Origin of the sequence: Methylocystis rosea (assembly GCF_003855495.1) — a bacterium.
In the GTDB taxonomy this organism is placed as follows: domain Bacteria; phylum Pseudomonadota; class Alphaproteobacteria; order Rhizobiales; family Beijerinckiaceae; genus Methylocystis; species Methylocystis rosea_A.
Genome location: NZ_CP034086.1, coordinates 1,787,362 through 1,811,397, shown reverse-complemented (window position 1 = coordinate 1,811,397; position 24,036 = coordinate 1,787,362). Strand labels below are relative to the sequence as shown.

Annotated in this window: 25 protein-coding genes; 7 read left to right on the top strand and 18 right to left on the bottom strand. The window is 63.3% G+C overall.

The annotated features are described in order from the left end of the window. The first annotated feature begins 2 nt into the window (after positions 1-2). The 3 genes from EHO51_RS08850 to EHO51_RS08840 are packed head-to-tail and all read left to right on the top strand — an operon-like array spanning position 3 to position 2,318. On the top strand, positions 3-926 hold the full coding sequence (locus EHO51_RS08850; RefSeq protein ID WP_124738578.1) for a TIGR04222 domain-containing membrane protein: 924 nt from the start codon (positions 3-5) through the stop codon (positions 924-926). After that, positions 907-1,749 (top strand): DUF692 domain-containing protein, encoded by an 843-nt coding sequence (locus EHO51_RS08845; protein ID WP_124738577.1) that lies wholly within the window; start codon positions 907-909, stop codon positions 1,747-1,749. The genes EHO51_RS08850 and EHO51_RS08845 overlap by 20 nt, the downstream gene beginning before the upstream one ends. Then, the gene (locus EHO51_RS08840) at positions 1,740-2,318 is read left to right on the top strand and encodes a hypothetical protein (RefSeq protein ID WP_124738576.1); all 579 of its coding nucleotides are present in this window, start codon (positions 1,740-1,742) and stop codon (positions 2,316-2,318) included. Before EHO51_RS08845 ends, EHO51_RS08840 begins: the two co-directional genes overlap by 10 nt. Here EHO51_RS08840 and EHO51_RS08835 read toward each other — a convergent pair. Then, positions 2,315-2,719, bottom strand: coding sequence for a flagellar export protein FliJ (locus tag EHO51_RS08835; protein ID WP_018408714.1), 405 nt, complete (start codon positions 2,717-2,719; stop codon positions 2,315-2,317). The two genes, EHO51_RS08840 and EHO51_RS08835, sit on opposite strands and share 4 nt — an antisense overlap. Positions 2,720-2,894: 175 nt before the next feature. On the opposite strand from EHO51_RS08835, the gene EHO51_RS08830 reads away from it, so the two are divergent. Next, complete coding sequence (locus tag EHO51_RS08830; protein WP_124738575.1) at positions 2,895-3,368, top strand: cupin domain-containing protein; 474 nt, start codon at positions 2,895-2,897, stop codon at positions 3,366-3,368. 1 nt (position 3,369) lies between these two features. Here the strand turns inward: EHO51_RS08830 and pqqE are convergent, their stop codons facing one another. Genes pqqE through pqqB form a run of 3 tightly spaced genes read right to left on the bottom strand, consistent with a single transcriptional unit; the run spans position 3,370 to position 6,531 of the window. After that, positions 3,370-4,842 (bottom strand): pyrroloquinoline quinone biosynthesis protein PqqE, encoded by a 1,473-nt coding sequence (gene pqqE, locus EHO51_RS08825; protein ID WP_124738574.1) that lies wholly within the window; start codon positions 4,840-4,842, stop codon positions 3,370-3,372. Further along, a complete protein-coding gene (gene pqqC, locus EHO51_RS08820; protein ID WP_124738573.1) occupies positions 4,835-5,605 on the bottom strand; it encodes a pyrroloquinoline-quinone synthase PqqC in 771 nt (256 codons plus the stop codon). Before pqqC ends, pqqE begins: the two co-directional genes overlap by 8 nt. Beyond that, complete coding sequence (gene pqqB, locus EHO51_RS08815; protein ID WP_124738572.1) at positions 5,602-6,531, bottom strand: pyrroloquinoline quinone biosynthesis protein PqqB; 930 nt, start codon at positions 6,529-6,531, stop codon at positions 5,602-5,604. The genes pqqC and pqqB overlap by 4 nt, the downstream gene beginning before the upstream one ends. A gap of 318 nt (positions 6,532-6,849) precedes the next feature. On the opposite strand from pqqB, the gene EHO51_RS08810 reads away from it, so the two are divergent. Then, complete coding sequence (locus EHO51_RS08810; RefSeq protein ID WP_245434854.1) at positions 6,850-7,968, top strand: alpha/beta hydrolase; 1,119 nt, start codon at positions 6,850-6,852, stop codon at positions 7,966-7,968. Positions 7,969-8,218: 250 nt separating this feature from the next. Here EHO51_RS08810 and pssA read toward each other — a convergent pair whose 3' ends face one another. The 13 genes from pssA to EHO51_RS08745 all read right to left on the bottom strand — a co-directional run bounded on the left by pssA (position 8,219) and on the right by EHO51_RS08745 (position 20,487). Then, positions 8,219-9,061, bottom strand: coding sequence for a CDP-diacylglycerol--serine O-phosphatidyltransferase (gene pssA, locus EHO51_RS08800; protein WP_124738570.1), 843 nt, complete (start codon positions 9,059-9,061; stop codon positions 8,219-8,221). Between the two features lie 7 nt (positions 9,062-9,068). Further along, positions 9,069-9,767 carry a phosphatidylserine decarboxylase gene (locus tag EHO51_RS08795; protein WP_026223026.1) on the bottom strand — a complete coding sequence of 233 codons (699 nt, stop codon included), beginning with the start codon at positions 9,765-9,767 and terminating at the stop codon, positions 9,069-9,071. Between the two features lie 87 nt (positions 9,768-9,854). Further along, on the bottom strand, positions 9,855-11,057 hold the full coding sequence (locus tag EHO51_RS08790; protein WP_124738569.1) for a molybdopterin molybdotransferase MoeA: 1,203 nt from the start codon (positions 11,055-11,057) through the stop codon (positions 9,855-9,857). Positions 11,058-11,064: 7 nt separating this feature from the next. Next, positions 11,065-11,190, bottom strand: coding sequence for a hypothetical protein (locus tag EHO51_RS21225; protein ID WP_281024517.1), 126 nt, complete (start codon positions 11,188-11,190; stop codon positions 11,065-11,067). A 6-nt stretch (positions 11,191-11,196) separates the two neighbouring features. Beyond that, positions 11,197-11,676, bottom strand: coding sequence for a cyclic pyranopterin monophosphate synthase MoaC (gene moaC / locus EHO51_RS08785; RefSeq protein WP_124738568.1), 480 nt, complete (start codon positions 11,674-11,676; stop codon positions 11,197-11,199). Between the two features lies 1 nt (position 11,677). Then, on the bottom strand, positions 11,678-12,517 hold the full coding sequence (gene trpC, locus EHO51_RS08780) for an indole-3-glycerol phosphate synthase TrpC (RefSeq protein WP_124738567.1): 840 nt from the start codon (positions 12,515-12,517) through the stop codon (positions 11,678-11,680). Between the two features lie 123 nt (positions 12,518-12,640). Next, positions 12,641-13,663, bottom strand: coding sequence for an anthranilate phosphoribosyltransferase (trpD, locus tag EHO51_RS08775; protein ID WP_124738566.1), 1,023 nt, complete (start codon positions 13,661-13,663; stop codon positions 12,641-12,643). A 70-nt stretch (positions 13,664-13,733) separates the two neighbouring features. Continuing rightward, positions 13,734-14,348, bottom strand: coding sequence for an anthranilate synthase component II (locus tag EHO51_RS08770; RefSeq protein ID WP_124738565.1), 615 nt, complete (start codon positions 14,346-14,348; stop codon positions 13,734-13,736). A 59-nt stretch (positions 14,349-14,407) separates the two neighbouring features. Then, on the bottom strand, positions 14,408-15,520 hold the full coding sequence (locus EHO51_RS08765) for a site-2 protease family protein (RefSeq protein WP_124738564.1): 1,113 nt from the start codon (positions 15,518-15,520) through the stop codon (positions 14,408-14,410). A gap of 271 nt (positions 15,521-15,791) precedes the next feature. Continuing rightward, the gene (ldtR, locus tag EHO51_RS08760) at positions 15,792-16,298 is read right to left on the bottom strand and encodes a transcriptional regulator LdtR (protein ID WP_109026472.1); all 507 of its coding nucleotides are present in this window, start codon (positions 16,296-16,298) and stop codon (positions 15,792-15,794) included. Positions 16,299-16,497: 199 nt separating this feature from the next. Beyond that, positions 16,498-17,004 (bottom strand): DUF6163 family protein, encoded by a 507-nt coding sequence (locus EHO51_RS08755; RefSeq protein ID WP_029651755.1) that lies wholly within the window; start codon positions 17,002-17,004, stop codon positions 16,498-16,500. A 49-nt stretch (positions 17,005-17,053) separates the two neighbouring features. Next, entirely contained in the window at positions 17,054-18,583 is a 1,530-nt protein-coding gene (trpE, locus tag EHO51_RS08750) for an anthranilate synthase component I (protein WP_124738563.1), read from the bottom strand. Beyond that, the gene (locus tag EHO51_RS08745; RefSeq protein ID WP_124738562.1) at positions 18,580-20,487 is read right to left on the bottom strand and encodes a peptidylprolyl isomerase; all 1,908 of its coding nucleotides are present in this window, start codon (positions 20,485-20,487) and stop codon (positions 18,580-18,582) included. Before EHO51_RS08745 ends, trpE begins: the two co-directional genes overlap by 4 nt. 212 nt (positions 20,488-20,699) lie before the next feature. On the opposite strand from EHO51_RS08745, the gene ppk2 reads away from it, so the two are divergent. After that, positions 20,700-21,707 (top strand): polyphosphate kinase 2, encoded by a 1,008-nt coding sequence (ppk2, locus tag EHO51_RS08740; RefSeq protein ID WP_124738561.1) that lies wholly within the window; start codon positions 20,700-20,702, stop codon positions 21,705-21,707. A 416-nt stretch (positions 21,708-22,123) separates the two neighbouring features. On the opposite strand, the gene EHO51_RS08730 is transcribed toward ppk2, so the two are convergent. After that, positions 22,124-23,254 (bottom strand): glutaredoxin family protein, encoded by a 1,131-nt coding sequence (locus EHO51_RS08730; protein WP_124738560.1) that lies wholly within the window; start codon positions 23,252-23,254, stop codon positions 22,124-22,126. A gap of 344 nt (positions 23,255-23,598) precedes the next feature. Here EHO51_RS08730 and EHO51_RS08725 point away from each other — a divergent pair, with 344 nt between their 5' ends. Next, positions 23,599-24,036: a hypothetical protein gene (locus EHO51_RS08725; protein ID WP_124738559.1), complete on the top strand. Its 438-nt coding sequence runs from the start codon at positions 23,599-23,601 to the stop codon at positions 24,034-24,036.

Below are 24,036 nucleotides of genomic sequence, written 5' to 3'. Positions count from 1 at the left end.
GCGTGCAGAATATTGCGATCCTTAATCTTCCCGGGCCAGAATTCCTCAACGTCTTCGGCCTCGTCGTTATCCTCGTGCTGGCGACCACCTACCTTTGCATTCGGCTCGCGGATCGTACCGATCGCCGCGCGCCGCCGCCCGTGCCGCAGAACCCCGACGCGATGGAGGTCGCCTTCCTGCAGGGCGGCGTCAATCAGGTCATCCGAACGCTGATCTATGATCTTGCGCAGCGCGGCTTCGTCGTCCTCGCCGCGGAGGATCACGTGATTCCTGCAGATGAGCAGCCGGAGCCGGGCGAACTCAACGCCATGGAGACGCGCCTGCTCGAAGCCGTGCAGGCGAAGCCGAAGGCGCATGCGCTGTTCGAAGATCGCGGCTTGCGGCGCTGGCTGCTGGAACAGCTTGCGCCGCTGCGCGCCAAGCTCGCCGCGGATGACCTGATCAAGCCCAAGTCCGTGAAGACCTGGCGCCGGCGCGCGCAGATCGGCGGAACGCTGATCATCGTCGGTCTGGCGCTTGCCAAGATCTATGTGGAATGGACAGCGGGCGCCGTGAATGTCGCCTATCTGGTCTTTCTCGCGGCTGCGTCGGTCGCGTCGCTTTTTGCGCTTGCCTATGTGCTGACCAGAACCCATGCGAGCCGTCGCGGCCACGCCTATCTTGACGCAATGCGGCTCGCCTATGGCGGTCGTCTGAAGGAGGCCGTCGGTCACATCGGATCGCCCGGACCCGAAGCGCGCGCGTTCCACGGCGCCGCGCTGTTTCTCATCGGCCTTTATGGATTCGCGCCGCTCAAGGGCACGACGGAGGCAATGTTCGCCGAAGCCTTCAGCCGCGGCTCGGGAAGCGATGGCGCCGATTGCGGAACAAGCTGCGGCGGCAGTTGCGGCGACGGCGGAGCGAGCGATGGCGGCGTCCGCGATTGACGCGCCGGCCCTCGGGTCCGGACTTGGCTATCGTCCGCAGTTTCGCGCCGATCTCTTCGCCCGGCGGGACGATGTCGATTTTATCGAAATCATCGCTGATCATTATCTCGACGCATCGAAAGAAAAGCTCGCTGAACTCGAGCTTTTAGGCGCGCATTTTCCGCTCGTCGCGCATGGTCTCGATCTCTCGATCGGAAGCGCGGACGGCGTCGACTCATGCTATCTCGATAAAGTCGCCGCGCTGATCGAACGCATCGATCCGCCCTGGTGGAGCGAACATCTTTGCTTCACGCGCGCGGGCGGAATCAGCATCGGCCATCTTGCGTCGCTGCCTTTTACGCAGGAAGCGATCGACGTCGTCGCGCGCAATGTCGAAGTTGTGCGCAGGCGCATCAAGACGCCGTTGATCTTGGAAAACATCACTTGCGTGGTGCGCATTCCAGGCGGCGAAATGGACGAGCCTGAATTTTTGTCGCGCACGCTCGACGCGACCGGATGCGGTTGGCTGTGCGACGTCGCCAACATGCATGTGAATGCAACGAATTTCGGCGTCGATCTCGAACGCGACTTCGAGCGCTGGCCATGGGACAGGCTCGTGCAGATCCACTACGCCGGCGGACGCCAGCACGACGGCCTGCTGATCGACAGCCATGACGCCGCGACGAGCGACGCCGTTTGGCGGCTCTATGATCGCGTCATCGCCCGCGCGCCGGTCAAGGCCGTCATCCTCGAGCGCGACGAAAGAATGCCGCCGTTCGGCGAACTCATCGATGAAGTGGCGCGTGCGCGACGGACGCTCGTGGAGAACGGGCGATGGCGTTAGCGCAGACGCAGGCGCTGCTCGCGCGCCTGTTCACTGACGATGATCTGCGGCGGGAATTCTTCGAAGCGCCGATCGCCGTGGCGACGCGTTTCGGCCTGAGCATGCATGACACGCAGCGCCTCGCCGCAATCGACAGTCGCGAAATCGAAGCCTTTGCACAGAGCCTGACGGGCAAACGCGCGCTTTATGCGCGCAGGGCGTTGCCGCTCACAGCGCGCGCGTTGGGCGATCGATTCGATGCGCTTTTCCGGCAGGCGATCGGCGGCGCTGCGCGAGAGGCGACAAATCGCTCGGACGCTGTGGCGCTGATTGCATTTCTCGATACGCGTGTCGCAAAGTGCGAATTGGGGCCGCGCTGGGTCGCCGACCTCGCGCGTTTCGAATTGGCCTTCATCGACGCCGGGCGTTCCGGCGGGACGCTTTTTTTCCGAGCGTTTGATTTCAATGTCGCATCGGTCGCCCGGGCTCTCGCCAGAGGCGAAGAGATCAGCGCCGTTCGCCGAAAAACGTTTGGCGTTTGGGCGCGCGCGCCTCGAGGCAGGCTGCGCTGGCGGCTATTTCAGCCTTAAACCCTGCGCAAAACTTCCGGCATTTCGGCGTGGCGCCGCTCGGCGACGACATCGACCATGCGCTCGGCGCCGCGATCCCGCGCTTCCTGGCTTTGCGCCTTGGCGAAGTCTTCGCTGGCTTCTTTGAACTGCGCTTCGGCTTCTTCGAGTTGGCCGCGCAGTTCCGCGATCGACGCAAGGATGTTGTCGCGTCGTGTGCGCGCCGCCCGCGCATAAGTCGGATAGGCGAAATGATTGGGATCGTCGATGTTGGCGCGCCGCTCTTCCTGACCGATTTCACGGTCGAGTTCATTGGCCATGCGCGTGAATTCACCGATCATTGCATTCAATTGGACGACGCGCCGGCGTTTTTCCTCGGCCTGGAACCGTTTGAGACGGACAAGCGTATCCCGCGACTTCATGCGACAAGCTCCATTACGCAACTTATGCGAAACAAATCCTTAACTCCGCGAGACAAGGCTCAATATGCCCTGTGGAAGTTGCTCGTTTGTTACCGAAATCGAATTTTTGAATTCTTCGTCCCTGTGTGTCTTCGGCGCACTATCTCAAGCAAGGGGCGCTTTGGAGGCCAAAGCTATGCGAAATCTTGCTGCAATTCTTGCGGGCGCGGCCATCAGCCTCGCAGCTCCCATCGCCGCGATGGCGGAAGCTCCAGGCTCCGTCTTTTCGCAAGAAAAACTCGAATGGAAGGCGGGTCCGGCAGAACTGCCGAGGGGCGCGGAAGTCGCGATGTTGTTCGGCGATCCGACGCAGGGCGGACCTTACATACTGAGAATGCGCGCGCCCAAAGGATATAAGATTGGCGCGCATAAGCACAGCGGGATGGAAACGATGACGGTGTTGTCGGGGGCCGTCCGTTACGGTCAGGGAGCCAAGGTCGATCCAAACGCCGAGAAGACGCTTGCCGCCGGCGGTTTTGCGGCGACGCCCGCGGAAGCGGGCCACTGGGTCAATTTCGAAGACGACACGGTGATACAAGTGACTGGCGTCGGCCCGTGGAACATCACCTATCTTGACCCGCGCGACGATCCTCGCGCGGCTCAGCGGTAGGTCACGCCGGCTCTTTGGCGCGCGCCGTTGACGCCGCGGCGCCGCCATAGCGGCGGTAGATAAAGTCCGGCGCCGTGATGTGCGATTCAACTTCCGCGTAAGCGGCGAAGCGCGCATGATCCGGCGAGAGGTGGCAGGCGGGGTCTGTCGCCGCGGCGTCGCCGGCTATCGCGAACGCCTGACAGCGGCAACCGCCGAAATCGATTTCGCGGCGCTCGCAAGAACGGCAGGGCTCCTTCATCCAATCCGTGCCGCGGAAGGCGTTGAAGGCTGCGCCGTTCCGCCAGATGTCGGCGAGCGGTCTCTCGCGCACATTGTCGAAGCTCAGTCCCGGCAAGGTCTGCGCGGCGTGGCAGGGCAGAGCCTTGCCGGACGGCGTCACCGCCATGATCGAACGCCCCCAGCCGCCGGTGCAGGCCTTCGGCCGCGTCGCGTAATGATCGTGGATGACAAAATCGAAATTGAGAACGCCGGCGAGACGCTTCTTCGCCTCGTCGACGATGCCGACCGTTTCCATAAAAGCTTCGCGCGTCGGGATGAGCGCGGCCCGGTTCATCTGCGCCCAGGCGTAATATTGAATATGCGCGATCTCGATGCGCTGCGCATCGACCTCGACGGCGAAATCGATGATCTGCGGCAGATGCGCAATGTTCTGCCGGTGCATCGGCGCATTGATCGTCAACCCCATGCCGAATTCGCGCGTCCATCGCGCGACGTCGCGCTTCTTGGCGACGCCGCCCTGATAGCCAGAGATTCGGTCGGCGCTCTCGGGAACGACATCCTGGATGGAGACCTGCACATGATCGAGGCCGATCTCGGCGAGACGCTGCAACCGCTCGCGCGTCAGCAGAACGGCGGAGGTGACGAGATTGGTGTAGAGCCCCGCGTCGACCGCCTGTGCGAGTATCTCTTCAAGATCGCGTCGCACGGTGGGTTCGCCGCCGGAAAGATGCAGCTGCAGCGCGCCGATCGACGCCGCCTGACGGAAGGTCTCGCCCCATTCATGGGCGGTGAGTTCCGTATTCGAGCGCTCGAGCTCCAGCGGATTGGAGCAATAGGGACATTGCAGCGGGCAGCGATGGGTAAGCTCGGCGAGCAGCCCCGCAGGTCCACCCGCGAATGGCGCGATCGACGCGGCGAAGGCGGACGGCGGCGGCGCTGCGAATTCGTCGGTCCCGTCGCGCAGCAGTCGCTTGTCGGCGAGCCCCTGCAGCAGCGCGGTAACGTCGCGCGTGATGATGTCGAGGGGCGCGGAATATTGCTGCGCGAGGCGCGCGCACAGATCGGCGAGGCGCGTTGCGCCGTCGATCGCGCGCAGCACGATGAGCCCAATCGGATCGAGTTCATAGGCGCGCTCGGGCGCGAGAATAACCGTTCGAGAGCGCGCGCGGTCTTCATGCAGCCGCGCGTAGCGCGTGAAGGCCGGACGCGAATCCGGCGCAATCACGAACCGCGAGGCGTGCGCCTCAGACATTTGCTTCTCCTGGCCGCCATGCGCCGGGCGGGATCGGCCCGGGCGTGACGTAGGCGTGATGTAATGCGTCAAGCTGCGCCCACAAGACGTCGCATTTGAACCGCACGGCGCCGACGCAGGCTTCCTGTTCGGCGCGGGTTTTGGCGTTATCGAGCACATAGCCGAGCGCAAACTCGGAATCGCGCGGCGCCTGGGTCAGCCGGCGTTTGAAATAGGCCATCACCTGGTCGTCGACGAAATCGTAATTTTCCAGCATTCCGACGATGCGTTCGCGATGGATCGACGGCGCGAAGAGTTCGGTCAGCGAAGACGCGACCGCAACGACGAGCGCCTGCTCGACGACAAAGCGCACATAGGCTTCGACGGCGAATTTTGTCGCGGGCAGGGCGCCGCGCCGGGATGTCACGTAATCGCGCGAGAAGCCGAGCGCGTCGGTAAGCACAAGCCAGCGCTCGATGCCGCCGCCTTCTTCGCCAAGTCCATCATGATCATGGATGCGATGTATCCACTCGCGGCGCAGCTCGCGATCATGGACGCGGCTCATGAAAGCGGCGTCCTTGCGCGGCACCGCCTCCTGATAGCAGTAGCGGTTCAGCGCCCACGCGGCGACCTGATCCTTGTTGAGCTTGCCGCCGTGCAGCAGCTTATGAAACTCGTGCTTGTCGTGATAGCGCTCGGCGCCAACCGCCCGGATCGCAGCTTCGAATTCGTCGCGGGGGAGGGGCGCGACGCCGCGCCAATCAATGGCTACGATCTCGTTCACAGGTCGACCTCCATGCCATCCTCGCCGATTTCCCAGCCGGCCGCTTGAGCGGTCGCATATGCGTCCGAGAATTCGTTGAGCAGAGGATTGGAATTGTTGATGTGCACATAAATTTTGCGGTTCACGTCGAGCGGCGCGAACGCGGCGATGGAGCCGTCGGCGCCGCTGACATTGATGTGGCCCATGCGCGAGCCGGTCTTGCCGAGCAGGCCTTGCTCGATCATCTCGTTTTCGTGGAAAAGCGTGCCATCGAAGAAGACAAGCTTGGCGCCGCGGAGCCGATCGGCGAGGTCCGCGTCAACCTTGGCGCATCCCGGAATGTAAAAGAACGAGTCGCCAGTTCCGGCTTCGATGATCTCCAGCCCCAGTGTGTCGCCGGCGCTTGTTCCGAAATTCGGCGCATTGGCGTTTTCGAGGTAGAGCGCGATCTTGCCCGGAACGGGAAAGGCGCGGATCGCGAGACCGAGATCGATGCCCGCTCCGGTGACAGGCACGGCTTCTTCTATGCGAAGCTCAATGCGGGGCACGAGCTGCGTCTGCAGGATCGTAAAAATCGGATTGGCGCCGAGCGCATCGAGAACCCGTCCTGCGGCGTAGAGGCTGAACGGCTGCGCTTCTCGCATGTTGAGAAGACCCGCGACATGGTCCACGTCGCCATTTGTCAGCGCCACCGCCTTGATCGGGCTCGCGCGCAAACCGTCGTCAGGGCCCGGAGCAAGCTCGGGCGTGGCGGCGATTTGCTCGCGCAGATCAGGCGAGGCGTTGAGCAGCAGCCAGTCTGCGCCATTGGCGCTCACCGCCAATGAGGACTGTGTGCGCGGCAAAAAGCCGGGCGCTCCGGCGCGGACAGCCCGGCAATTCGCGCAGTTGCAATTCCATTGCGGGAAGCCGCCGCCGGCGCCCGACCCCAAGATTATGATCCGCATTGGCTTTTCGACATAGCGGGCGCGCCGCCACGTCGGATCTCCCTGAATGTTATTTTCTTGGCACTATGCGCAGGCGACCCACATTCGCGCAAGTGCGACCGATTTGCGCGGGCTTCATGAAATGTCGAGACTTTTTCCCTGTTGCGGCGGGCGTCTCGCCCCGCTTTGGTCGCTTTCTTTCGTCAGAAACGACGGTGGAGAGGCGAAGCGCCTCAGTCGAAGCGCGCCGCTGCGGATTCAGTTCCGAACAGGCGCTGGATCGAGCCAACCAATTTGCGCACTCATGGAAAAGAAACGCTGACGCGCTTATGCGCGCTCTTGATCGCGGCATCGCTTGGCGGCTGCGTGTCGGACGGCATGCGCATGGTCGACGGCCACGTCGGCAACGCCGTTTCTCTTGCCTCTGGAGCCCAGGGGGAGCCGTCGGACGTCGCCATTTTCGTCGCTTCGACGCGGCGTTCCGAAGGCGCGACAGACGACGGCCGCGCGCATTTTTCGCTGACTTCGATTGGCGTCCCGCTCAACCATCGCGCTGGAAGCCTCGAGCGTCCAAGCTTCGGCGGCGCCGATCGGCGTCGGCATTTCACAGTGCTGTCGAAGCGCAACATGGATGAGCGCGAGTTCTACGGCGAAGTCGCCTCGCACGTCTCGGGTCGCATCGGCAATTCGCGCGACGTGCTGCTTTACGTGCACGGCTTCAACACCGGAGTCGAGGAGGCGCGCTTTCGTCTGGCGCAGATTGTCGCCGACGGACGCTTCTCTGGCGTTCCCGCGCTCTTTACCTGGAATTCCCGAGGCGGGCTGTTCAACTATGAGTCCGACAAGGAAGCGGCGACAGTCTCACGCGATGCGCTTGAGAAGTTCGTCGTCGAACTGTCGCGCACGCCGGGCGTCGGACGGATTCATGTTCTCGCCCATTCGATGGGCGCGTGGCTGACGATGGAGACGCTACGCGGCGTCGCGCAGTCCGGCCATCCGGATCTCGACGGCAAACTTGGCGAGGTCATGCTGGCCGCGCCCGACATTGATCTTAATGTTTTCCGCCAACAGGTTGCGCGCGTCGATCCTAGGCATGTGTCGATCTTCGTCGCCAACAATGATCGCGCGCTGTCGCTCGCGTCGCGCATCGCCGGAGACCGTCCCCGTCTCGGCGCGATGAACCCCACCAATCCTGAAGACAAGTCGGAGCTGGATCGATTGGGCGTCGCCGTGCATGACATCTCGTCATTCTCGACGGACTTCGTCGGCCATGGCGCCTTCGCCGAAGCGCCCGACGTGGTGCGAAAGATCGGCGCGCAGCTGACGGCCCCGCGCCCTGGCGAGGCCGAGACGCAAGCGGTGATTGACGCGAGCGGCGGAACCGCCCCCGTCGGGCCGCCGCCGCTCAATCAGAAAGTCGAGGTCCAGCCGCTGGCGCCGCTCGCCGCCGCTCAGTGACAGTTACGTATGAGGACCCCCGACTCCGCCACTCTCTCCGCGAAATTTCAGATCGATCCCAAAAGCGGGTTACGAGAAGCACAAATGGCAGCCCGGCCAGGAGTTTGCGTTCATCCCCAAAGGATCTGGCGTGCTGCTCGTTCCCGTGCCGGAGCGCGATCAACTGGCAGAAGTCGCGAAGGGGGCAAAGGCGGGAAATTATCGTGATCGCAAAGATCGCTTTTGACGCGCCAGCGCTTATTGCTTACGGTCACGCCTCTTTGAGCGCCGCCGCTTTTTCCGCCTCCGCTTTCGCGAGCTTGTTATAGCGCCTCACGCTAAGCGGAATAGCGGCGAGGAACGCGACGCTCAGCACGGCGAGCAGCTCCATCGGATAGATCGCCAGCAGCAGCGCCGTTACGCCAACCCCGAAAAGCACCGGAATGACGAGGTCGCGCGGTATGCGCCCGATGCGCTTGCCGGAGAAATGCGGAATGCGGCTCGCCATCAGGAAGGCGATGCCGAGCACATAGACGATGTAAAACGGCGTCATCGCCTTGGATGCCGGCAGCTCCAAGACGGAGAAATGCAGATAGAGCGGCAGCAACACCGTCACGGCGCCGGCGGGCGCCGGCATGCCGACGAAGAATTCCGCATGCCAGGCGGGCTTGCTCGGATCGTCCATCGTCACATTGAAGCGGGCGAGCCGTAGTGCGCCGGCGATGGCGAAGACGAGCACGGCGAACCAGCCGAGGCCTTTGATCTCGTGCAGCGTCCACAGATACAGCAACAGGCCGGGCGCGACGCCGAAATCGACGAAATCCGAAAGCGAGTCGAGTTCCGCCCCGAAGCGCGACGTGCCCTTGATGGCGCGCGCCAAGCGGCCGTCCAGCCCGTCGAGCACCGCCGCGGCCATCACCGCCGTCACGGCCGTTTCAAATCGTCCTTCGATTCCATAGCGGATCGCCGTCAGCCCCATACACAGGGCGAGCAGCGTCACGAGATTGGGAAGAACGATGCGCAACGGAATGTTGCGAAATCGCAGCCGACGCTGTTCGGAGGGCGTCAGGGTTCCTTCTTGCGAATCGCGCCCGGAGAAGAAGGGATCGGCCATGACTTGTTCAACCCGCCTTGAATGACAGCGCAGGGGCGCCGGCGGTCATGTCAGCGAGGATCGTCTCGCCGGCGATGGCGCGAGACCCGATAGCCACCATGGGCCGGGCCGATGACGGCATGTAGACGTCGACGCGCGACCCAAAACGAATGAGGCCAAAACGGTCGCCGACGCCGATCTGCTCGCCTTCCTTGACGAATCCGACGATGCGCCGCGCGACGAGTCCTGCGATCTGCACCACTCCAAAGCGGCCCGACGGCGCTTCGATGACCATGCCGCTGCGTTCATTGTCGTCGCTGGCCTTGTCGAGGTCGGCGTTGAGGAACAGGCCCGGCTTATAAGCGATTCTCGAAATGCGGCCGGTGATTGGCGCACGGTTCACATGCACGTCAAAGACGCTCATGAACACGGAGATGCGCTGCATCGGCTCGGCTCCTAGGCCGAGTTCGGCCGGCGGCAGAAAGAAGCCGACCGCGCTGACGACGCCGTCCGCGGGCGAGATGACGAGCCCTTCGCGCAGCGGCGTCACCCGCGGCGGATTGCGGAAGAAATAAGCGCACCAGGCGGTGGCGATGAAGCCCATCCAGCCGAGCGTCGGCGACAGCCAATCCAGCAGGAAGGAGACGGCGGCGAAACCGGCGATGAAGACGTAGCCTTCCGGATGGATCGGGACGAGCGACTTACGGACGGAATCGATGATCGACATGCGGGCCTGCTTTCGTGGCGGGCTGATCAGCGCGCGCGTTTCCTTTGCCATGTTGCGGCGCCAAAGTCACGGATGCGCGGCCTCTGATCATGGCAGCCGAAGGATGCGGCAGGCGTCGCCCTTCGTCAGGGGCGTCGCGCCCGGCTCGCGGATCAGCAGCGCTTGCGATTGCGCCAGCTCGGTGAGCAGCGACGAGTCCTGCAGCGGCTGCGGCGTTGCGACGAGGCGGCCATTTTCGTCCAGGGCGAGCCGCGCGCGCATATAGTCGCGCCGCCCCTTATTGGCCGGAAGGGCGCTTCCTGCGATCGCCAGTTCGGTCCGATCGCCGCCGGCGTCTGGATCGCCCTGCAGCGCGCGCAGGAGCGGCGCGAGAAAGACCAGCGCGCAGACAAAGGAGGCGACCGGATTGCCGGGCAGGCCGAGGATCCGCGCGTCGCCCAGCGCGCCATGGATCAGGGGCTTGCCTGGGCGCATCGCGATTTTCCAGAAGTCGAGCGACATGCCCTGCCGCGCCAGCGCCGGACGCAGCAGGTCGCGGTCGCCGACCGACGCGCCGCCGAGCGTCACTAGAACGTCGGCGCGCGCCTCTCGCGCGAGGCCGACGCCGCGTTCGAGTTCCGCGAGATCGTCGCGGAAGATGCCGAGGTCGATCACTTCGGCGCCGGCGTCTTCGGCGATGGCGGCGACCGCGAGATTATTGCAGGAGATGATCTGCGAGGGGCCGGGCTCGGCGCCAGGCGGCACAAGTTCGTCGCCTGAAGCGATGATGGCGACGCGGGGACGCCGCGCGACAGGAACCGCGGCATGGTTCATGGCGGCGGCGAGCGCGAGTTCGGCTGGGCCGAGGCGCACGCCGGCGAAGAGCGCGACCGCGCCTTCGCGAAAGTCGAGGCCAGCTCCGCGAATATGCGGGCCGGGCGGCGCGCCTGCCGTCAATGCGCCGTCGGCGACGACAGCGTCTTCTTGAAGCAATATCGCGTCGGCGCCCTCCGGGACCGGCGCGCCGGTAAAGATGCGCACAGCTTCGCCCGGCTGGAGCGCCGCGCCATAGCCGCGGCCTGCGGCGCTTTCGCCGACGATGCGCAGCGGCCCCGAAGCAAGGTCAGCGGCGCGCAGCGCAAAGCCATCCATGGCCGAGACGGCGACGGGCGGCTGGCTGCGGCGGGCGACAAGGTCGGCGGCAAGCGTGCGGCCGCGCGCCCGCGCCAGCGGGGCCAGTTCTTCGCCAAGCCGTGAAGCCCCAGCGAGCACCCGCGCAAGGGCGTCGGGAACGGAAAGAAGCTTATCCACGCGAAATCTATCCCCCGTTCGCGACGCGGCGGAAAATGAAAGCACAGAGGCTCTCGGCCGTGAGCGCGGCCAGCACGACCATCGCAAGCGCCGCGTCAATGTCGATGTCGGGATAAGCGATGGCGCCGCCCAAGTCGAACTATTCGGCGCGTCGCCAGTCGCCGGACTTGCCGCCGCGCTTTTCGACGAGTTCGACGCCCTCGATGCGCATGCCGCGATCCGCCGCCTTCAGCATGTCGTAGATGGTCAGACAGGCGACCGAAACGGCCGTCAACGCCTCCATCTCGACGCCGGTCCTGCCAGTGACAGACGCTTCGGCCAGGACGCGCAGGCCCGGCAGCGCGTCATCGGGCGTGATCTCGACCGAGATGCTCGACAGGGGCAAAGGATGGCACAGCGGAATGAGGTCGCTCGTCTTTTTCGCCGCCATGATGCCCGCAACGCGGGCGACGCCGAAAACGTCGCCCTTCTTGGCCTGACCCTCGACGGCGAGACGCAGAGTTTCGTGCGCCATCACCACATGGCCACGGGCGAGCGCCACGCGCGACGTCTCGGCCTTCGCCGATACGTCGACCATATGCGCTTCGCCCGTTGCGCCGATGTGAGTCAGCGCGCTCATGTTACGCGCCGGCGGGGAACTTATGCGCGCCGGAGTTGTGATTGGCCGTTGCGCCTTGCAGGAGTTCGCGCGTAGCCGCTTCGACGTCGTGCTTGCGCATCAGGCTTTCGCCGACGAGAAAGGTGAAGATGTGCGATTTTTCCAGGCGCACGCAGTCGTCATGCGTCGTGATTCCGCTTTCGGCGACGATAATCCTGTCGCGCGGAATCTTCTCGGCGAGCCTCTCACTGACTTCGAGCGACACTTTGAAGTCATGGAGATCGCGATTGTTCACGCCGATCATACGCGTCTCCAGCGCCAGGGCGCGATCAAGCTCTTTCTCGTCATGCACTTCAACGAGCACGTCCATGCGCAGATCATGCGCGGCGGTGTTCAGCGCCTTCGCTTCGTCGTCGTCGACGGCGGCCATAATGATGAGAATGCAGTCCGCGCCGTAAGCGCGCGCCTCATAGACCTGATAGGGATCGAACATGAAATCCTTGCGGAGCGCCGGCAAATGCGTCGCTTTTCGCGCGGCTTCTAGGTCTTCGAGTCTGCCTTTGAACGAGGGCGTGTCGGTCAGCACTGAAAGACAGGCCGCGCCGCCGGCTTCATAGGAGCGCGCCAGTTTCGGCGGATCGAAGTCTGGGCGAATGATTCCCTTGGACGGGCTCGCCTTCTTGATCTCGGCGATGAGCGCGATGCGACGCTCGTTCAGTTTCTGCTCGATCGCATGGACGAAGCCGCGCGGCGGATCATGATCGCGCACGTTGCGCTCGAGCGTCGCGAACGGCATGCGCACCTTGGCCTCGGAAATCTCGGTGCGCTTATAAGCTTCGATCTTTCTTAGGATGTCGGTCATCTTCTCGCCTGCGGCGAAGACAGGCCGCGACCGCCCTCGCTCGAACTCGTTCCGCCGACTGCCGGCTGCTCATGAATAGCCGATAAACCCGCGCAATCCTATCCCGATCGAGGCCAAGGCCGATCAGGCGTCTCGATTGGAGCAGCGGATCAGCGCGTCGAGCTTATCGCGCGCCGCGCCGGAATCGATCGCCGCCTCAGCGAGCGCCGCGCCTTCGCGCACATTCGCGGCGCGCCCGGCGACGACCAGCGCCACGCCGGCGTTGAGGACGGCGACGTCGCGGTAGGCGTTCTTGGCGCCCTCCAGAACGGCGCGCAGGGCTCTGGCGTTATGCGCCGCGTCGCCGCCGACAAGCGCCTGAATCGTCGCGCGGGGCAATCCGGCCTCCTCCGGCGACAGCTCAAAGCTGCGGATCTCGCCGTCTTCGAGCGCGACGACATGGGTGACGGCCGTCGTCGTCGCTTCATCGAGCCCGTCGCCGCCATGCAGCAGCCAGACGCGCTTTGCGCCGAGCTCCCGAAGCGCGCGGGCCAAGGGTTCGAGCCAGTCGCGGGAGAAGACTCCAATCATCTGCCGTTCGACCCGCGCGGGGTTACACAAAGGGCCAAGCAAATTGAAGATCGTGCGCACGCCCAGCTCGCTTCTCACCGGCGCGGCGTGGCGCATGGCCGGGTGGTGCGTCGTCGCGGCCATGAAGCAGATTCCGGCGTCTTGAAGCGATGCGGCGGCGGCGGCTGGCGAAACGCCGACCTTGACGCCGAGTTCGCCGAGCACGTCGGAGGAACCCGACAGCGACGTGGCCGCCTTGCCGCCATGTTTGGCGACGATCGCGCCGGCCGCTGCGGCGATGATCGCGGCCAAAGTGGAAATATTGTATGTGCCGGCGCCGTCGCCGCCGGTCCCGACGATGTCGATTGCGCCGGCCGGCGCTTCGACCGGCGTCATCGCGGCGCGCATCGCCTCGGCGGCCCCGATGATCTCGTCGATTGTCTCGCCGCGCAGGCGCAGGCCCATGAGAAAGGCCCCAAGCTGAGCGGGCGTGGCGTCGCCACGGAAAATCAGCGAAAATGCCGCTCTCGCCTCGTCACGGGCAAGGGGCGCGCCGGAGACCAGCGCGGCGATGTAGGATTTGAAATCCTCGCTCACTGTCGTTCAGCGCCGTGGCGCAAGGGCAGGGCCGCCGGCCGAGGGCTGCAGGCGACCTTCGAAGCGGTCCTCACGCCGCCTTCTCACGCCGCCGGGGGCCCTCGTTCCACTCCTGCGCGAGATCGAGGAAATTTTGTAGAATTTTGTGGCCGTGCTGCGAGGTGATGCTCTCGGGATGGAATTGCACGCCATGCGTTGGGAGCGTCTTATGCGACAGCGCCATGATGAGGCCGTCAGGCGTCTCGGCGGTCACCCGCAGGCAGTCGGGAAGGGTGTCGCGGCTGACGATCAGCGAATGGTAGCGCGTCGCCTGGAACGGCCCCTCGATGCCGCGAAACACGGCGTCGCCGTGGTGGAGAATAGTGGCCATCTTACCGTGGATCGGCAGCGGCGCTCGAATGACGTCGCCGCCAAACACCTCGCCGATCGACTGATGGCCGAGGCAGACGCCGAAAATCGGCACGGTCTCGGCGGCGGCTGAGATCAGCTCCATGCAGATGCCCGCCTCATGCGGCGTGCAGGGGCCGGGCGACAGCACGATCGCGTCGGGTCCCCCAGCCAGCACTTCGGCGACCGAAACGGCGTCGTTGCGGTGTACCGTGACGTTCGCGCCCAGCTGGCCGAAATAGTGAACCAGGTTGAAAGTGAAGCTGTCGTAGTTGTCGATAAGCGTGACGTTGGACATTGGGCTGCTGTCCAGCCTCCTGGCGCGGGTTTGACAGTGCAATAGGCCGGGTGGCGGGCTTACGCAACCGTCGGACGGCGATCGTCTCGCGGCGAGAAGCGCCAGTCCGGCCGAACATCTTTGATCATCATGATCTCAGCCAGCGACTGGCGGGTCAGAAGACCCAAGAATCGACCCTCCTCGTCGGTTACGCCGACCGCCTCTCCGCTCGTGAGCATGGGCAGGGCGGCGTCGATGTTCTCGCGGCCATCGATCGTCGCGGGCTCCTGGCGAACGAAAGGCGCGATCGGCGCGCCGGGTTCGGCAGCCCGCAACGCTTCGATGATGTTGGCGCGCGACAGGAATCCGCTAAGCCGGCGCGAGGCGTCCACGACCGGGAATTCGTCCTGAGACGTGGCCAGAAGGATATCAACCGCTTCGCGCACGCTTGAGCTGCGTTCGATCACGGCGATGCGCGTCTCCATGGCGTCGGCGGCTTTCAGGCCACGCGCCGCCTCGGACATCGACGTCATCTGCGCTTCGCCCGCCGCCGCGATATAGACGAATATCGCGATGAACAGCAGCAGCGGATTTCCGAACAGCCCGAGAAAACCGAGCAGGAAAGCGAAGCCCTGACCGATCTGCGCGGCGATGCGCGTCGCACGGCCCTTGCCAATCCAGATCGAGAGCGCCGCCCGCAGCACGCGGCCGCCATCCATCGGAAAGGCCGGGATCAAGTTGAACGCGGCAAGAAAGATATTCACGGCCGCCAGACGTTTTAAGAGATTGACGGAGGGGTCGCTGATCTGGATCCCGTCGGACACGTCGACGGCGCCAAGAAACAGGATCAGCAAAGCCGCAATGACGAGATTGACCGCCGGACCCGCCAGCGCGATCAGCAGCTCCTGGCGGGGCTTATCGGGCATTCTTTCCATGTCGGCCACGCCGCCGATCGGCAGCAGCGTGATCACCGGCGAAACGATGCCATAGCGCCGCGCCGTCAATATGTGGCCGAACTCGTGCAGCACGACGCAGACAAAGATCGCGACGATGAACAGGATACTGTCGCGCGCTGCGACGGCGCCGCCGCGCTGGTAAGCCGCAAAGCCGATCCAGCCCAGGAGCAGCAGGAACGTGACGTGAATGCGCACGGCGGTTCCCTTGAAGGAGCCGATCGTGAGGGACCATCGCATTTGAGCTCCTGCGGTCGTGGTTAACAGCCGGTAAGATAGGACTACGCGGCGGTTTGCGCTAGAGCGCTTCCCCCTCACATGGATCATGTGATCGATCAGGAAGCGCTCAAAATCAAAATGTTGGAGCAGGTTCTCATCGAAAAAGTCTGTCAACTTTTTCGGAACCTGCTCTAAGCGCGGGATGCACGAAAAACGCCGGCGAAGCGGCCCTGGGGCGCTTGCCGGCGATAGAGAGACAACAGGCGAGAGACGAGAAGAAAGCGAGATCGCGTCAGAGGCGATAGCGGACCTGATCGGTCCAGAAGCGCTCCAGCCGTGAAAGCGACGTATTGAGGGTGCGAAACTCGTCGCAGGAGACGCCGCCGATCTGCTCGACCGTCAGCGCGTGCTTCTCATAAAGCTGCGCAACGATATCGTGAATTTGCTTGCCCTTCGGAGTCAGGCTGATGCGCACCGAACGGCGATCAAGGCGCGAGCGCGCATGATGCATATAGCCCATGTCGACGAGCTTCTTGACGTTGTATGAGACATTGGAGCCGAGGTAATAGCCGCGCGTGCGCAATTCGCTCGCGGTCAACTCCTTGTCGCCGATGTTGTAAAGCAGCAGCGCCTGCACGGAATTGACGTCGCCAAGATCCCGGCGGTCGAATTCGTCCTTGATGACGTCGAGCAGACGGCGGTGAAGGCGTTCGACGAGCGTGAGCGCTTCGAGATAAACCGGTCGGATCTCGCTGGCGCGATCCTCGCGGGCAGGGGCTGTCTTGGTCATGGCGCTCATCGTCTTCTCCATCAGGGCGGATGCATCGCGCATCTCTTGATCGGCGTTCGATGAGATCAAATTAGATCGGCGCAGGTGAAAGGCAGTTTAAACAACAGCATGAATCGTGCGTTTACCCCGATAGGGGCTGTTTGCGGTGAATGAGAGATGAACTTAAACGTTCGATTTACGCTAAGATTCCTCTAACAAACCTTGCGCATCAGGAAGCTTTTGGCGGTTTCCTGTCGAATTTGCGGCGACGGCGGCGTTCGCGCATGCGCTGCGCCTCGATATCGCGTCCGGCCTCGAAGGTCAGCCCGAAATACATGGCGATCAGCACGGCGTTGACGCCGATCAGCCAATAACCGCCGGTGAAGAATCCCGGCATGCTGAGCGTAAGAAAAATCTGCGCGCTGGCGACGAGCAGCCACAGCACGCCGCCCCAGGGCGTCGCCAGCCACAGGCCGACGCCGGCGATGAGATCGAGCACGGCGAAGAAAATAACGGCGGAGGCTGCGCTCTGCGGCATGGTTTCGAAGATCGAGCGTTCGGCAGCGAGAATGATCCGCCACTGCATCAAGCCTTGCACGAGCCAAAATAACGCGACGATGCGCATGAAGCGCGAGAGCAGCACGCCCCATTTTGCGGCGTCGCCGCCATTAGGTTCGCCGACGCGAATTGCGCGGTAGGGATCGTCGCCGTCGTCGTAGATCGTTGGGCCATCCATCAGATGCGCCGCCGCCTGTTTCGCTGTCCGTGCGCTTTGGCGGAAATGGCTACTGCCCCCGCCGCGCGCGCGTTGCGAAGCGAACCGCTTCCTCGGCGGCGCGGAAAAGCGCTTTCGCCTTGTTGACGCATTCGCGGTGTTCATACTCCGGTTCGCTGTCGTAGACGACGCCGGCGCCTGCCTGCACATGCATCTTGCCGTCCTTCACGATCGCCGTGCGCAGCACGATGCAAGTGTCCATTTGGCCGCCGGCGCCGAAATAGCCGATGCAGCCGCCATAGATGCCGCGCTTGTCGGTCTCAAGCTCGTCAATGATCTCCATGGCGCGCACTTTCGGCGCGCCAGAGACAGTGCCGGCGGGAAACCCCGCGGCGAGCGCGTCGATGCAATCGTGGCGCGCATCAAGCTCGCCTTCGACATTGGAGACGATGTGCATCACGTGACTGTAGCGCTCGATGGTGAAACTGTCAGTGACGCGCACCGTGCCGGTCTTTGCGACGCGGCCGACGTCGTTGCGGCCGAGATCGAGCAGCATGAGATGTTCGGCGCGCTCCTTTTCATCGGCGAGGAGATCCGCCGCCAGACGCTCGTCCTCCGCCTTCTCCTCGCTGCGCCAGCGCGTGCCGGCGATCGGGCGAATCGTCACCGTGCTTTCGGCGACGCGCACGAGGATCTCGGGACTCGAACAAACGATCTGGAATTCGCCGAAATCGAGAAAGCATAAAAAAGGCGCCGGGTTCACGCGGCGCAATGCGCGATAGAGCGCAAAGGCGGGCAAAGCGAAAGGCGCGGTGAACCGCTGCGACAGCACGACCTGGAAGATGTCGCCGGCGCGAATATATTCCTTGGCGCGCTCGACCATCTCCAGAAAACGAGATGGCGGCGTATTCGAAACCGGCTCCTGAGCGAGGAGTTGCGCGTCGGCGCCGCCGTCGCGATGCTCCAGCGGCGCCTCCAGCGTCGCAACGACTTTGTCGAGGCGCGCGAGCGCCGCTTCATAGGCCGCCTTCGCCGCGACGCCGGCTTTCGGCCGAGCCGGCGTGACAATGGAGATTTCGTCGCGAACCGTGTCAAAGACGATCATGACCGTCGGACGCATGAAAAGCGCGTCAGGCGCGCCGATCCTGTCTTCCTTGGCGGGTCCGAGGCGCTCCATCTGGCGCACCATGTCATAGCCGAGGTAGCCGAAGACTCCCGCCGCCATCGGCGGCAGCCGCACGGCCTGCGGCACGGCGGATTCGGCGATGAGCTGACGCAAGGCGACGAGCGGCGCTCCCTCGCAAGGCGTGAAGACGCTCGCGTCGTCGAGCGCGGCGCGATTGATTTCCGCTCTGTCGCCGAGGACGCGAAAAATCACGTCCGGGTCGAGGCCGATCATCGAGTAGCGGCCGCGGGCGGCGCCGCCTTCCACGGATTCGAGCAGAAAGGCGGCGCCGCGCCGCTCGCGCGTGAGCTTGAGATAGGCGGAGACCGGCGTTTCGAGATCGGCGACCAACCGAGTCACGACCAGCTGCGGCCGATCTGCGTCATATTCGGCGCCGAAGGCGTCGAAGTCGGGCTCGAACAGCGCGCCGCTCACTTGTCGCGTTCCGCTCCGGTCGCGGCTTCCAAGGCCTTCTGGTTGATGTCGACGCCGAGCGCCTTCTCGAGGCCGCCGACATATTGCTCCAGCAGGTCGTTGTGAAACGCAGGCTTCAGTTGCTGGGCGATCGTCTTCGCTTCGATCGAACTCGGGTCGAACACGGGAGTCGTCGAGTCGCGCACGAAAAACACCAGCCGCCCATTGTCGACGACGGCGGAGCCGGCGTTGCGCGGCGCGACATCGAAGAATCGAACGATGACGTTGGTGTTGAAGTCGGGCCGCGCTTCGCGCTTCACGTCATTGGCGCGTTGGGTCTGAACGCCCACTTCCTTGGCGACGTCTTCGATTGACCGGCCCGCGTTCAGCTTGGCGACGATTTCATCGGCCTTGGCGGCGAGCGCCTTTTGCGCCGCGTCGCTGCGCATGGCGTCGACGACGGCCGCCTTCACCTCTTCGAATGTCTTCTGCCGGGCGGGCTCGATGCCATTGACCTCGTACCAGACATAGCCGCCGTCACGCGTCGCGACGGTATCGTTATCGACGCCGATGTCCGATGCGAAGGCGGCCTTCACGAGGTCTGGACCGGAAGGAAGGCCGGCGATCGGCTTGCCGCTGCGGTCATTGCCTGCGTCGTCGACGCCGTCATAGACCTGCGTCTCCAGCCCCACGGCCTTTGCGGATTCGGCGAGAGTTTTGCCGGAGGCGCGCTGATCCTCGATGGCCTCATGGAGCCGGCGCACTTCAGGCATCGCGCCCTGCGCGGCGATTTCCGCGCGCAGTTCCGGCTCGGCCTGCTCGAAAGTCTTGTTGTAGACCGCCGGGGCGATGCTCTTTACCTGAGAGACGACGGCCCCGAAGGCGGTATGAACCGGCTCGGTGAGCCCCGGACTGGGAAGCGCAAAAACCGCCGCGCCGACTTTGGGATCGCCGAAGTCGCGCTGCTCGACGAGGCCGAGGTTGACGTCCTTGGGATTGAGTTTGAGCTCGGCCGCCATCGCCTCGATGTCGGCGCCGGCTTTGAGCTTGGCGAGCGCAGCTTCGGCTTCGGTGTCGGTCTTGAACACGATCTGCCGTACGTCACGCTTTTCCGGCATGCCGTAGCGCTTCGATTTGACCTCCTCGTAAAGCTTGCGCACCTGCTCGGCGGGCACGCTCTCCGGCTTCCCGACCGTAGAAGGGCTGACGACCAGCGCCGTCAGCTTGCGGTATTCCTTGGCGCGGAAGGTCTGCTCGCGTTCGTCGAAGTATTTTTTCAGCTCTTCGTCGGATGGCGTCGCTGCGGCGCCGACCAGCGACGGCGGCAGAATGACGTAGTCGATCGTTCGCGACTCATTGCGGAAACGATAAATCGCCTCGACCATCAACTTGGGCGGCTCGACTCCGGCGACGGCGATGTCTGTAATCGTCTTGCGCAGGTAAGCGTTCTTCTGATCCGCGACGAAACCCCGCTCGGTGAAGCCGGAGTCATTGGCGATCTGCTTGAAGCGCATGGCGTCGAATTTGCCGTCGGGCCCCTGAAACACCTTTTCAGACGCGAGCAGACGCTGGGTGGTCTCATCGCTTGCCGCCAGCCCGAGCTGGCGCGCCTTTTGGTCAAGCGCAACTTCCGTGACGAGGCGCTCGAGGATCTGAAGGTCCAGCCCCGCCTGATGCGCTTCTTCATTGGTGATTGCGCGCCGCATCCGCTGCTGAATGCGGCGGAGCTCGTTCTGATAGGCGCTGCGATAGGTCTCGACCGTGACTTCGCCGCTGCCGACTCGGGCGAGCCGCTGGGCGGTCATGCCGCGAAACACGTCTCCGACGCCCCAGATCGAAAAACTGATGACGATGACGCCCATGACCAGCGCCATGATGGTGCGGCCGATCCAGTTCTGCGAGGCGACGCGCAGGCCTTCTAGCATGGGTATTGCTTCCTTGGGTGTGTTATCCGGCTTCCCGGTTTTGGCGGCGGACTATAGGGAGGGGGCGGGCGCGTGGCAATGCGCTCCGCCCAGAACCGCCGACGCGTCGAAATGCGCTATTGCCCTGTGTTTCGAATGCCTGCAGTCTCCCCCGACGAGAACCCCGCTGAACAGTTCCAAATCGGAGCGCGCGCCGGACATGAGAGCCGATAATGGATGAAACCGTTAACGCCGTAGGTGAGGCCGGCGGAGAGGCTCTCGTTACCAAAGTCGCGGCTGAGCCCGCGGACGTCCAAGCGGCCGAGCCCGCGGCGCTTCCCCGCGCGCCACATCAGGACGTGCGTCGCCTGCGGGCTGACGCCGAGGCGGTGCGGAAGGCGTTTGAATCAGGAGAATTTCCCTACAAGACCCGCCTGAGCGAGAAGGTCTACCTGCGGCACATGGAGCTCCTCCAGGTGGAGCTCCTCAAGGCGCAAAACTGGGTGAAGGAGACCGGTCAACGCATCGTCTTGCTGTTCGAGGGGCGCGACGCCGCCGGCAAGGGCGGCACCATCAAGCGCTTCATGGAACATCTCAATCCGCGCGGCGCGCGGGTCGTCGCCTTGGAAAAGCCTTCCGAGCGCGAGCGCAGCCAGTGGTATTTCCAGCGCTACATCCAGCACCTGCCGGCGGCGGGCGAGATCGTTTTCTTCGACCGCTCCTGGTACAATCGCGCCGGCGTCGAGCGGGTGATGAATTTCTGCACCCCGAACGAATATCTCGACTTCATGCGCCAATGTCCCGATCTTGAGCGCATGTTCGTCAATTCCGGCGTTCGCCTCTACAAATATTGGTTCTCGGTGACGCGCGAGGAGCAGCAGCGCCGCTTCCGCTCGCGCATGAATGATCCCTTGAAGCAGTGGAAACTATCGCCGATCGATCGCGCGTCGATGGACAAATGGGACGATTACACCGAGGCGAAGGAGGCGATGTTCTTCTTCTCCGACACGGCCGACGCGCCCTGGATCGTCATCAAATCGGACGACAAAAAGCGCGCGCGCCTTAATTGCATGCAGCACTTTTTATCGAGCCTCGATTATCCGAATAAAGATCATAGCGTCGTACACGGGCCCGATCCGCTCATCGTCGGCGCCAGCGCACATGTTATCGGCCGCGACGAGCACATTCTGGGCAAGTCGCTTGCGATGGACGCCGAGAAGAAGCGCAAGCGTTCCCGCTAGAGCTTTACGGTATGGGCGTGGATATCGCGCCCGGAGTGCCGCGCCAAAATCTCCTGCGTTGACGAAAAGACGATCGGAGCGCTGCGCGAGGCGCTCGACGATGAGTACAAGGCTCGCGCGACCTATCAAGGCGTGATCGACAGATTCGGGCCGGTCAGACCTTTCGTGAATATCATCGAAGCCGAAGAGCGCCACGCGCATGCGCTTCTCCGTCTTTTTGAACGCTTCGGCATTGAGCCGCCGAAGGACAGATGGGCGGGTCATGTCCCGGCTCCCTCGAGTCTTGCCGAAGCGTGCGTCGATCCGGTGTATGAGCGCTCTCTTCCTTGCATTGCCGTTGCACCGGGTCTTTGCCGCTATTGTCACGGCCCAGACTGGTTTGAACATGATCGTTGAGAGAGACAGCGGTCCTTCGCTCAACGCGCCAGCATCCAACCGCCGAGGCCAATGAGAACGACTCCCCCGATCAGGCGACTGATGGCGGCATAGCGGGTATTGACAATTTTCTGCACGGCGAAGGCCGCCAATCCGAAGATGATGAGATCGTCCAGCATGAAAAAGGCGACATAGAGCCCGATGTAGGCATAGTGCAGAGCGATCGGCAGATCGGTCAACGCAAGCAAGTGCGTGTAGATCGCCGGCAATGCTGCAGAGCAGATGAATTCGATCGCGTTCACGGCGAAGGCCAGCGCAATCACCATGACGAGGCTAGCGATCCCTACGGGCGCGGCGACGATCCTGCGCCCCCACTGCATTGTGCGCTGGCGCTGCTCCATGTCGCCCACGTCGCAGACGATCTCTCCGCGGGTTGCGGCGACGCCGATGAGATGGTCGAGGCCGAAACCGATGGCCGTCAGCGCGATGAGCTGCGTGAGCGGACGAATATATCCAATGAAGAGAAAAGTGTTGAGCCACGCGGTCATGAACAGGAAGTACAGGACTCCTGAAGCGAGCACGAACGTGCCGACCAGCCACCAGATTTTTTGTCGATCCTGAATATTCACGATGAGAGAGATCAGGTAGATCAGCACCCACATCGCGCATGGATTGAACCCGTCCGACAAGCCCATGAGCGCTGTCAGCGCGAGAAGGGAATGATGCGTCGGATCAACTTCGCCGATGAGAGGAATGATGATTTTCGATTCGGCGGCGCGTCGCGCGCCAGTTTCCTGGCCGGAAAGCAGCGCGAGAATTTCGCGCCCAGTGGTTTGCGCTGAGTCAAAGCCAATGACATAGCGCGAGCCGCGCACGAAGAGGGGAACGGCTGGGTCTTCTAGGCCGTAGTGCTTCACGACTCTTCGAAAGAGCGCCTCGCTCGACGGCTTTGAAATATCATGTAGCACGTAAGCGATCTTGCGCCCCTGTTTGAGAAACTCGATGGCTTCATGGCAATGCGGACAGTCGGGCGAGAAAAACACATGCAGCCGGCCATCTTCTCGCCATTCGGTTTGCGCAGGTTGCGACCCGGGCCGCTCTGCGAATTGCAGCCACGCGAAGGCGAGGCCAAGGAGAGCGACAAGCGCAATGCGCAACGGAAGAAGTCTCAAGCTTTGGCTCCTTTGCGAATGCGGAGAATGAATGTAGCAGGCTCAAGGCCGGAACCGCCGCCGGTGAAGCGTTCTTAATTTTCATTTCGTTGAGCTTTGGCCGAGTAGGGCATTGGTTGGTCGCGACAAGCGTCATCTTCAAAAAAAATTCACCATAAAGTTAAGGCTATGCTTGCACTGCAGATAACGCCTGTTTAGAAAAGGAACGCTGAAGCTGGAAGAGGCGCGAATCGAAGCCCTTCCCCTTCCTAAAAGGGCCCGAGACGCGCGCTCGGTCGACTGAGCCCTGACAGCCATTCGGCGGCGCGACCGCCGTTTCATCGAGCGCCCCAAAAGGAACTCTTATGCTGCGATCTCTCGGTCTTGCAGGAATGATGACGGCTGTACTTTTGACGGCGCCCGCCCAGGCTTTCGATGTTATGGCGCCCGACTACGGCGGACGCGTGGAGCAATATGAAGCCAGGCTTGCCCGGGCGCGGGCTCGCGGCGAGCCGATCCGTATTGGCCCGACTGAATGCGATTCCTCATGCACGCTCTATCTGGCGAATCCCCAGTCCTGTGTTTCCGAGGGCGCGGTTTTGGGCTTCCATGCGCCTTGGTTTGGCGGGCCCGAAGGGGGCGTCGTCGATCCGCGCATGACCGCGGTCTTCGCCGCACATTATAAGCCCGGGCTGCGTCAGGCCTTCATGGCTCACGTGCGACGCCACGCGCATCAGGCCCCCGGCCCGATGCTGCGCATCACCGGCCGCCAGCTCGCGGCGTATGGCTATCGCCTCTGCTGA